2 protein-coding genes are annotated in these 1,131 nt (G+C 45.0%); both read right to left on the bottom strand.

The window, feature by feature from the left end; translation table 11 throughout:
• Nucleotides 1-11: 11 nt before the first annotated feature.
• Entirely contained in the window at nt 12-269 is a 258-nt protein-coding gene (locus tag HK24_RS13820; protein WP_086633686.1) for a hypothetical protein, read from the bottom strand.
• A 69-nt stretch (nt 270-338) separates the two neighbouring features.
• Nucleotides 339-575 (bottom strand): hypothetical protein, encoded by a 237-nt coding sequence (locus HK24_RS05795; protein ID WP_086633685.1) that lies wholly within the window; start codon nt 573-575, stop codon nt 339-341.
• Between the last annotated feature and the right edge of the window lie 556 nt (nt 576-1,131).

Here is a 1,131-nt window from a genome sequence, read left to right as displayed (position 1 = left end):
CAAAACGCAGATCAAAAGCGACCCCAAAAACCGTCGATCAAATCGCCAAAAGCCTTAAATCGTGAGCCAAGCGCATCAACCAAAGGTTCTTCGATCCCTCCAGGTGATATTTCATAGTGAATGACCTCACCCGCGCGGCGATCTCGTTTAGATAAACGAAAGACCGCCACATCCATGATGCTACGAGAGTCCTTTGTGCCTACATCATAAAGAGTCGGCACAAAAAAATCTGTGTGGCTTTCTGCTTTTGGAGCTTTGCGAATGGACAATCTTATTGTTTCTTTTACCCCACCGTTCCATCCAGAAAGATAGAAAATCTTAAATACGACTATAAGTTTTTACTGATTCCCGTATTTCTGTAAAAGTAGTTCACGGACCTCATCAGCAATTTTTGTCCCACGCATAGCGCAAGAAGATTTAATCATGCGATGCAAGCTAGCTGGAACATCAATCGTCAGTCGTTTCATCGCCTCAGGCTCATCTGAGTTTTTCCGTGTTTCGACCCAAGCATCAGCTGATGACGAAATTGCTTTGTGCGTTGGATTCATGCCAATTTGGATTTTTTTTGCGCTCATTTGATAAATCCCATCAACTCGTCTTTAACAGCGTCTACTTCTATGGCAGCTGAACTCTGCGGATCTATTTCGTGCACTGATTTTCCCTGAGCAGCAGCCTCAGCGAAAATCACACGCTGAGTAATGCTCGATGTGAAAACCGGAACCGAATATGATGAAAGAGCCTCCTTCACATCTCGGCCTATCGCCGTATTTGCGATTTTACGATTAACCACAAAAGCAGATCTAAGTTTTTCTTTATAGATTCCAGCTTCCTCGATGAGTTTAACAACCTCATCAGCCGCCCAAATATCATATAATGAGCGTGTCCTATTGTTATGTGTTTGGTCCCGAGGTTTGATGGTGTAGTATTTTCACGGTAGTGGAAGGAAACCTTATGGGACAGATACGTGGGGGGATCGAAGAACCGTTGATTGATGTGCTTGGCCGGTAATTTCTGGGTTTTGGCGATTTGATTGACGGTTCTTTGGGTCACTTTTGATCTGCGTTTTGAGCAGATCGGGGGGGGGCTCCCGGTGGATGACTACGCGCTCGCACTCAATCTTTCGAGGAAGAG

The sequence above is a fragment of the Gluconobacter sp. DsW_058 genome, from assembly GCF_002153615.1.
In the GTDB taxonomy this organism is placed as follows: domain Bacteria; phylum Pseudomonadota; class Alphaproteobacteria; order Acetobacterales; family Acetobacteraceae; genus Gluconobacter; species Gluconobacter cerinus.
The sequence above is the reverse complement of the archived record's forward strand: the minus strand, read 5'-3'. Positions and strand labels throughout refer to the sequence as shown.

Coding starts and splice junctions, on each gene's coding strand:
- HK24_RS05795 (WP_086633685.1), bottom strand. CDS start 575: ATGAGCGCAAAAAAAATCCAAATTGGCATGAATCCAACGCACAAAGCA.